Annotated in this window: 9 protein-coding genes and 1 pseudogene; 5 read left to right on the top strand and 5 right to left on the bottom strand. The window is 64.3% G+C overall.

Annotated features, from left to right (window positions below; all coding sequences use genetic code 11):
• Positions 1-86: pseudogene (locus ACK1U9_RS07780) on the top strand (hypothetical protein); the annotation flags it as partial.
• 64 nt (positions 87-150) lie between these two features.
• Here the strand turns inward: ACK1U9_RS07780 and ACK1U9_RS07775 are convergent.
• The 3 genes from ACK1U9_RS07775 to ACK1U9_RS07765 are packed head-to-tail and all read right to left on the bottom strand — an operon-like array spanning position 151 to position 2,586.
• Entirely contained in the window at positions 151-735 is a 585-nt protein-coding gene (locus tag ACK1U9_RS07775; RefSeq protein WP_085599286.1) for a LysE family translocator, read from the bottom strand.
• A gap of 50 nt (positions 736-785) precedes the next feature.
• A complete protein-coding gene (locus ACK1U9_RS07770) occupies positions 786-1,616 on the bottom strand; it encodes an AraC family transcriptional regulator (RefSeq protein ID WP_046614992.1) in 831 nt (276 codons plus the stop codon).
• Positions 1,617-1,662: 46 nt separating this feature from the next.
• Positions 1,663-2,586, bottom strand: coding sequence for a LysR family transcriptional regulator (locus ACK1U9_RS07765; protein WP_085599284.1), 924 nt, complete (start codon positions 2,584-2,586; stop codon positions 1,663-1,665).
• Positions 2,587-2,689: 103 nt separating this feature from the next.
• Between ACK1U9_RS07765 and nfsB the strand changes: the two genes are divergently transcribed.
• From nfsB to ACK1U9_RS07750, 3 genes are all read left to right on the top strand, one after another.
• Entirely contained in the window at positions 2,690-3,343 is a 654-nt protein-coding gene (nfsB, locus tag ACK1U9_RS07760; RefSeq protein WP_449109806.1) for an oxygen-insensitive NAD(P)H nitroreductase, read from the top strand.
• A gap of 150 nt (positions 3,344-3,493) precedes the next feature.
• A complete protein-coding gene (locus ACK1U9_RS07755) occupies positions 3,494-3,943 on the top strand; it encodes an antitoxin Xre/MbcA/ParS toxin-binding domain-containing protein (RefSeq protein ID WP_013973163.1) in 450 nt (149 codons plus the stop codon).
• Positions 3,940-4,377 carry an RES family NAD+ phosphorylase gene (locus ACK1U9_RS07750; RefSeq protein ID WP_015270851.1) on the top strand — a complete coding sequence of 146 codons (438 nt, stop codon included), beginning with the start codon at positions 3,940-3,942 and terminating at the stop codon, positions 4,375-4,377. The genes ACK1U9_RS07755 and ACK1U9_RS07750 overlap by 4 nt, the downstream gene beginning before the upstream one ends.
• Positions 4,378-4,384: 7 nt before the next feature.
• Here the strand turns inward: ACK1U9_RS07750 and ACK1U9_RS07745 are convergent, their stop codons facing one another.
• Both ACK1U9_RS07745 and ACK1U9_RS07740 read right to left on the bottom strand, forming a co-directional pair.
• Entirely contained in the window at positions 4,385-5,539 is a 1,155-nt protein-coding gene (locus ACK1U9_RS07745; RefSeq protein ID WP_449109805.1) for a cysteine desulfurase family protein, read from the bottom strand.
• Between the two features lie 193 nt (positions 5,540-5,732).
• On the bottom strand, positions 5,733-6,659 hold the full coding sequence (locus ACK1U9_RS07740) for a LysR family transcriptional regulator (protein ID WP_025339647.1): 927 nt from the start codon (positions 6,657-6,659) through the stop codon (positions 5,733-5,735).
• Positions 6,660-6,799: 140 nt separating this feature from the next.
• Here ACK1U9_RS07740 and ACK1U9_RS07735 point away from each other — a divergent pair.
• A partial coding sequence (locus ACK1U9_RS07735; protein WP_449109804.1) for an acyl-CoA dehydrogenase occupies positions 6,800-7,979 on the top strand: 1,180 nt, incomplete at its 3' end.

Raw genomic sequence — 7,979 nt, 5'->3', positions numbered from 1 at the left:
GTGCCGGCATGATCCGCAAACTGGCCTCCGGCCTGTACACCTGGCTGCCGATGGGCTTGCGCCCACAGGTACTGCATAAACTTCAGGGGCGATGCAGTACCTGTGGGAGCGGGCGTGCCCGCGAAGAGGCCGGTACTGGCAATAGCGGGCTCAAGCCAGTACGGCAGCCCACGCAGAAATCAACAACACCCCCGCCAACACCTGGTTGAACACCCGCAACCGCCGCGGGGCCTGCAACCAGCGCGCGCTGCCCACTCCCAGCAGCGCCCAAGCCGCCATGCTTGGCAGGGCGATCAGCAAGAACACCAGCGCCAGTTGCCATACTGGCAACGACGGCGCGGCAAACACCCCGACCACCGCCACGGCCATCAACCAAACCTTCGGATTGACCACCTGCAGAGCGGCCGCGCTGAGTGCACTGAGGCCTTGCACCGTGGCTGCCTGTAGCGGGGCGGTGGCACTGCGCAACATCTTCCACGCCAGCCAACTCAACCACAAAACCCCGGCCCAGCTCATCAACTGCTGGGCCAGCGGGTGGCGCAGCAGCAGTTCACCCAGCCCCAGGCCCACCATCAGCACGATCGCCGCTGCGGCACCGCAGGCCGCAACGACCGGCGCCAGGCTCGCGCACAGGCCAAAGCGGGCCCCATGGGCAAGAATCAACAGGTTGGTCGGCCCCGGGCTGATGCTGGATACCAGGGCAAACAGGATGAAGGGCAACAACGACTGCGACATGATCAAGGGCTCCGGATAAACGAAGCACCATGCTCGCTGCCCGCCGCCTTTCAGTCTGGAAGGTTTGAGCAGCGCCTGCGGTAGTCGGCCGGGGTCAGCTGGTAGGCACGGCGGAACCAGCGCCCCAGGTGGCTCTGGTCGGCAAAGCCCAGGGCCATGGCCACTTCGGTGGGAGTCTGGCCCTGGGCGAGCAGGCGCCGCGCCCGGGCCAGGCGCAGCTGGATCAGATAGGCATGCGGCGCCAGGCCGAATGCAGCCTTGAATGCGCGGGTGAGGCGGAAGCGGTCGATGCCACAGGCCTGGGCCAGGTCTTCCAGGCCGATGTCGCGCTCCAGGTTGGCGTGCAGGTAATCCCGCGCGCGCTGCGCGGTCAGCGGCAGGCGCGGGTCCGGGTTCAGGCGCCGGCGCCAGTGCAGGTGGCGGGTCAGGCAGGCCAGCAGGTCGTCCATGGCCGTCTGCCGGACAATGCGCAAGTCCTGGGTATGCACGGCCTGGAAGGCGAGGGCAGTGGCTCGCGCCAGGTGCTCATCGTGGCACAAGGTATCGGCGAAGCTGGGCAGGCTGTCGCCCGGCGCGTGTTCGAAAAGTGCCCGCAGTTGGCTGTCCACCCAGGTGGGTTCCAGGTACAGGGTCGAATAGGTGAAGCCGTCCTCGGTGGGCGCATGGCCGTCATGGATTTCACCGGGTTCCAGCAGGAATACGTGTCCCGGCGTGCTGCGATGGCGTACTCGCCGGCAATCGAACTGCTGCACACCCTGCTCGGTAACGCCAACCAGGAAGCTGTCGTGCCAGTGCGGGTCGTAGGCATGCCCGACGAAATGCGCGCGGACCGACTCGATGCCGGTGTCGGCGTCTTGCTTGAGGTCGATCCAGTTGCTCATGGGGCGTGCCGTGGCGCAAATCGCTACCTTAGCGCAATGGCCAGGCTCAGTCTGGAACGATTGTGCAGCCGTTGGTCAGCGCCCGGTTACGCAAGGCCTCGAAGCGTTCGCGCAGCCACAGGTGCAGTTGTGCCACCGCTGGGCTGAGTTGCTTGCGGTGCGGGCACACCAGAGTGACCGGGGCGGGCTCACCATGGTGTTCGGGGAGGATGATTTCCAGCTCGCCGGCCGCGATGTTGGCGCTTACGTCCAGCCACGACTTGTAGACGATGCCTTCGCCCTGCAAGGCCAGGCGGCGGATCACGTCGGCATCGTCGCTGACCAGCGGCCCACTCACCTGCACGGTGCGGTTGCCCACCCGCCACTTGTCGTAGACCCGGTTGTACTGCATGTACAGCAGGCAGGCATGCTGCTGCAGGGCGTCGGGCGTGAGCGGGCGGCCGTGGCGGGCCAGGTACTCGGGCGCAGCCACCAGCACCCGGCGGTTCCAGTCGGCCAGCGGCAGGGCAATGTAGTTGGCGTCCAGGTTGAGGCCATAGCGGATCGCCACATCTACCGGGTCGCGGTTGAGGTCGGCGATCTGGTCGGACAGGAGGAAGCGCAGGTGCAGGGCCGGGTGCTCGCGGCGGAAGGCGCTCAGCCACGGCAACAGCATGTTGCGGCCAAGGTCGGACGGTGCCGAAACCTGCAGGTTGCCGCGCAGGGTGTTGGCGTTGCCATGCAGGTCTTCACGCCCCTGGCGCAGGCTCTCCAGCACATTCAGGGCTGTCGGCAGGTACAACTCGCCTTCGGCGGTCAGGCGCAGGCTGCGGGTGGTGCGGGCGAACAGGCGCACGTCCAGGTCGCGCTCCAGGCGCTTGATCGCGGCGGCAACCTGCCCTGGCAGCAGTTCGGCCTCGTGGGCGGCGGCGGTGAAGCTGCCCAGCACGCTGCTGCGGACGAACAGTTCGAGGTCGGCGATGCGCAGCATTTTCACTCCTGAGGTGAAAGTGTTGCTGAATTATGCCGGTTTTTCTTTTCTGCAGGAAAGATAATATGCTCGGCAAATCCCCTGTTCATCCCGGAGTTGTTGCATGGATACCGTCTCGCTGGCCAAGCGCCGTTACACCACCAAAGCCTACGATGTCTCGCGCCGTATTCCCCAGGCCACTGTCGATGCGCTGCTCGAGCAACTGCGCCACAGCCCGTCTTCTGTCAACTCGCAACCTTGGCATTTCATCGTTGCCGACAGCGCCGAGGGCAAGGCCCGCCTGGCCAAGAGCACCGCAGAGCGCTATGCCTACAATTCGTCGAAGATCCTCGATGCCTCGCATGTGATCGTGTTCTGCACCCGCGCCGAAATGACTGAAGCGCACCTCAATGCCGTGCTCGACCAGGAAGCTGCCGATGGCCGCTTCCGTGATGAGCAGGCGCGTGCCGGCCAGAACCAGAGCCGCCGGCACTACGTCGACCTGCATCGCTTTGACCAGAAGGACGTGCAGCACTGGATGGAAAAGCAGACTTACCTGGCGTTGGGTACTGCCTTGCTGGGGGCTGCGGCACATGGGCTGGATGCTACGCCGATCGAAGGCTTCGACAGCAAGGTTCTCGATGCCGAGCTGGGCTTGCGCGAGCGTGGGTTCACCAGTGTGGTCATTCTCAGCCTGGGCTATCGCAGCGAGACGGACTTCAACGCTGGCTTGAACAAGTCGCGCTTGCCGGCTTCGCAGGTGTTCACCTTCCTGTGAGGTTGCCGGGGCCGCCCTGCGGCCCCGTTCGCGAAGCAGGGCCGTTCCCACAAGATGGCATCGCCGTCATGACTTTCACAGGCCTCATGAACTGGCAAACATTCGGCATATGCCGCATACTTGTCGGCAAACGCCGGAAAGGAGAGAGCCATGCTTGCCGAAGTGCTTCGCGACAACGGTTACCACGAGTACCGGGCGCGCCTGCATGCACTGCTGGAAATCCCCGAACTCGCCAGTGACTTCGAAATCCACACCCGCATTACCCATGGCTTCGCTGCCACCTGGCTGGTGAAACTGACCGAGCTCGGCGTGTTCACCCCTGTGGAGCGTGACCAGATCATTCCCCTGCGCACGCTGAAAACCCGCATCGAACGTGATCAGCCACTGACCGTGGAAGAAAGCGACCGGCTGTTCCGTTCGGCCCATATTACCGCCATGGCCGAAGCCGTGTTCGGTGAGGCGGGCAAGGCCAAGCGCTGGCTGTCCAAGCCCAAAGAGCGCTTCTCGGGGTTGACACCGATGCAGATGCTCACCACCCAGCAGGGCACCACCCAGGTCGAAGAAATGTTGCTGCAGATCGCCGAGGGCTTCGGCCTGTGATTCTGTGGCGTATCAGCGCCTATGCAGACTTGAGCGGAACGGGCGGCTTGCGTGTCAGCGGCCGTTGGCACCAGGCCGGCCGGCCAGTGGTGTATGCCGCCACCAGCCCGGCCGGGGCGATGCTGGAGGTGCTGGTGCACCTGGAGATCGACCCTGAGGATTTCCCCACCACCATGCGGCTGCTGCGTATCGAGTTGCCCGACACCGTTTCGCAAGCGCAGTTGCCCGCCTTGCAGCCTGGCTGGTCGAGCCAGACCGAACTGACCCGGGGCCTGGGCAACCGCTTTCTGGACGAGTGCTCGGCATTGCTGCTGCCGGTGCCGAGCGCGATCATGCCCAGCACCACCAATTACCTGTTCAACCCGCGCCATCCGCAGGCAAACAGTGCCAGGCTCGAGGTCGAGGACTTCACCCCGGACAGCCGGCTGTTCTAGGGAAGGCTCACCAAAGTGCCGCTGACGCCGCTGTCAGCACCCGGCCAAACACTTCGAGCGCCTTGTCCACTTCAGCCTCGTTGCTGAAACGCCCGATGCTCAGGCGCACGCTGTTGCGTGCCTGGCGCTCATCCAGCCCCAGCGCGAGCAGCACATGCGAGGCCGCATTGCTCGCAGAGTTGCAGGCCGAGGTGGTCGACAACGCCAGCTCGCTGGCCAGCGCCGCGCTGTTGAAGCCCTTGCTGTCGATACACAGGTTCAGGGTATGGGGAATGCGCTGGTTGGCGCAGCCGTTGAGGGTGACGCCGGGCAGGGCCAGCAAGCCTTCGCGCAGACGCCTTGCCAGTTGCTCAAGGCGCAGGTTTTCGCTGTCGCCGGGTTGGCCGGCCAAGGCAAAGGCGCTGCCCATGCCGGCAATCTGATGGGTCGCCAGGGTGCCGGAACGCAGGCCCTGCTCATGGCCACCGCCGTGCATCTGCGCACGCATCAGCATGCGGGCGCGTGGCCCCACGTAGAGCGCACCGATGCCCTTGGGCCCATACACCTTGTGCGCCGAGAACGACATCAGGTCCACGGCCATCGCGTTCAGGTCGATGGCCAGTTTGCCCACCGCCTGCGCCGCATCCACGTGCAGCAGGGCACCATGGGCACGTACCTGTTCGCCAATCGCGGCAAAGTCGGTGATCGTACCCAGTTCATTGTTGACCGCCATCAGCGACACCAGGCGTGTGTCGCCGCGCAACGCTGCCTGCACCGCCGCGGGCTGAATCAGGCCGGCGGCATCCGGTGCCAGGCGGGTAACGGCCCAGCCCTGGCGCTCCAGTTCGGCCACCGTGTCGAGCACGGCCTTGTGTTCCAGTTGGCTGGTGATCAGGTGCCCGGGCTGGCCGAGGCCCTGGGCAATGCCCTTGAGCGCCAGGTTGTTGGACTCGGTCGCACCTGATGTCCAGACCAGTGCATCGGCCTGTGCGCCGAGGCGTTCGGCCACTTGCTGGCGGGCCTGCTCCACGGCGTGGCGGGCGGCCTGGCCAAAGGCATGGCCACTGGATGCCGGGTTGCCGAAGTTGGCCTGGCTGCCAAGGCAGGCAAGCATGGTTTCGATGACCCGGTCGTCGACCGGAGTGGTGGCGGCGTAATCGAAGTAGAGCGGGGCGCTGGGCATTGGGGCGGGTCCGTGTCTGTCGCCGTGAAATCGACGATCGTTGGAGCAAGGGTACCCGCTGCTTGAGAGATATTTTTCGCTTCCAGCGGCTCTATTCTCAAGATGCTCAAGAAAAATTTCTATCTCCTGAGGTTTTCTTGGAAATTTTTTCTCCCCGTTTCGAGGGCTCAGCAAAAGGCCCTCGTCAGCCTCTTCAGGCGGGTGCCAAGGCCCTTTCTTCCTCGGCCACCACACGTTCGCACAACTCGGTGATCTGCTCGCGCATCCAGCGGTTGGCTGGGTCCTGATCGGTGCTTTCATGCCAGTACAGGTGCGTTTCCAGCGCAGGCACCTCCACCGGCAGTGGCTGGTAACGCAACTGATGGCGACGGGCGAAGCGCTCGGGGACGGTCATCGCCATGTCGGTCTGCTGCAATACCTGCGAGGCCATCAGGTAATGCTGCGAGCGCAAGGCAACCTTGCGCTGTACGCCCATCTTGCCCAAGGCCAGGTCGACATAGCCCAGGCCGTTGCGACGGCTGGAAATATGGATGTGGGTCATGCCCAGGTAGTTGTCGAGGGTCAGCTTGCTGTCGGCCAGCGGGTGGCCCTGGCGCAGGGCGCAGACATAGCGGTCTTGCATCAGTTTGACGTGGCGTACCTGCGGGTCGGTGTTCAACGGTGCGTCGATGGCGAAGTCCAGGCGGCCGGCGGCAAGTTCCTTGGTGGTCTCGCGGCGCTTGCACAAAAAGCTTTCGATCAGCACCGCCGGCGCCAGGCGGCGCAAGCGCTGGAACAGCGGTGGCAGGATCACCGCTTCGGTAAGGTCGGTCATGCTGATGCGGAAGGTCTTGTTGGCCTGTTGCGGGTTGAAGATGCGGCTTTCCTGCACCGAGGTGCGCAGCAGTGCCAGGGCATTGCGCACCGGGCCGATGATGTTCTGCGCCATGGGCGTGGGCACCATGCCTTGCGCGGTACGCACGAACAGCGGGTCGTTGAAGGTTTCGCGCAGCCGCGAAAGGGCGTTGGACACTGCCGGCTGGGTGATGCCGACGATCTGCCCGGCGCGGGTCAGGTTGGCTTCGGTATAGATCGCATCGAACACGATGAACAGGTTGAGGTCGACCTTGCTGAGGTTCATGGGCGCCGCTCTTTGTTGGAATTATTGGCCGATCATATATCGGTTATGAATGTTTATACACGCGGAAAATAGACTAGGTGGATGGGGCCATGCTGCTCTAGGCTCTGGCCCATGTACTCCGAACCGTGAAGGTAGCCCCGATGGATTTCGCCTATTCGCCCAAGGTCCAGGCACTGCGTGAGCGCGTCAGCGCGTTCATGGACGCCTATGTCTACCCCGCCGAGGCGGTGTTCGAGCGCCAGGTCGCCGAGGGTGACCGCTGGCAGCCCACCGCGATCATGGAAGAACTCAAGGCCAAGGCGCGCGCCGAAGGGCTGTGGAACCTGTTTCTGCCCGAATCGGAATACGGTGCCGGCCTGAGCAACCTGGAATATGCCCCGCTGGCGGAAATCATGGGCCGTTCGTTGCTCGGCCCGGAGCCGTTCAACTGCTCGGCGCCGGACACCGGCAACATGGAAGTGCTGGTGCGTTATGGCAGCGAAGCGCAGAAGCGCCAGTGGCTGGAGCCGCTGCTGCGTGGCGAGATCCGTTCGGCATTCGCCATGACCGAACCGGACGTGGCGTCCTCGGATGCCACCAACATGGCCGCCACTGCAGTGCGTGACGGTGACCAATGGGTAATCAACGGCCGCAAGTGGTGGACCTCCGGCGCTTGCGACCCGCGCTGCAAGGTAATGATCTTCATGGGCCTGTCCAACCCTGAAGGGCCACGCCACCAGCAGCACTCGATGGTGCTGGTGCCCACCGATGCGCCTGGTGTGAAAATCGTGCGCCCACTGCCGGTGTTCGGCTATGACGATGCTCCCCATGGCCACGCCGAGGTGCTCTTCGAGAACGTGCGGGTGCCGTATGAGAACGTGATCCTGGGTGAGGGCCGTGGCTTCGAGATTGCCCAGGGGCGCCTTGGCCCCGGCCGCATCCACCACTGCATGCGCTCGATCGGCATGGCCGAGCGCGCGCTGGAGCTGATGTGCAAGCGCTCGGTGGAGCGTACCGCCTTCGGCCGGCCACTGGCGCGTCTGGGCGGCAACGTCGACAAGATTGCCGACTCGCGCATGGAGATCGACATGGCCCGGCTGCTGACGTTGAAAGCGGCATACATGATGGACACGGTCGGCAACAAGGTCGCCCGCAGCGAGATTGCACAGATCAAGGTAGTGGCGCCGAACGTGGCACTGAAGGTGATCGACCGGGCTATCCAGATTCATGGCGGGGCAGGGGTGAGTGGCGATTTCCCGCTGGCTTACATGTACGCCATGCAGCGTACCTTGCGCCTGGCCGACGGGCCGGATGAAGTGCATCGGGCAGCGATCGGCAAGT

The sequence above is a fragment of the Pseudomonas sp. XP1 genome (assembly GCF_053557675.1).
Note: the sequence above shows the minus strand (reverse complement) of the source record. Positions and strands in the feature narration are given on the sequence as shown.

Coding starts and splice junctions, on each gene's coding strand:
- ACK1U9_RS07775 (WP_085599286.1), bottom strand. CDS start 735: ATGTCGCAGTCGTTGTTGCCCTTCATCCTGTTTGCCCTGGTATCCAGC.
- ACK1U9_RS07770 (WP_046614992.1), bottom strand. CDS start 1,616: ATGAGCAACTGGATCGACCTCAAGCAAGACGCCGACACCGGCATCGAG.
- ACK1U9_RS07765 (WP_085599284.1), bottom strand. CDS start 2,586: ATGCTGCGCATCGCCGACCTCGAACTGTTCGTCCGCAGCAGCGTGCTG.
- nfsB (WP_449109806.1), top strand. CDS start 2,690: ATGGATACCGTCTCGCTGGCCAAGCGCCGTTACACCACCAAAGCCTAC.
- ACK1U9_RS07755 (WP_013973163.1), top strand. CDS start 3,494: ATGCTTGCCGAAGTGCTTCGCGACAACGGTTACCACGAGTACCGGGCG.
- ACK1U9_RS07745 (WP_449109805.1), bottom strand. CDS start 5,539: ATGCCCAGCGCCCCGCTCTACTTCGATTACGCCGCCACCACTCCGGTC.
- ACK1U9_RS07740 (WP_025339647.1), bottom strand. CDS start 6,659: ATGAACCTCAGCAAGGTCGACCTCAACCTGTTCATCGTGTTCGATGCG.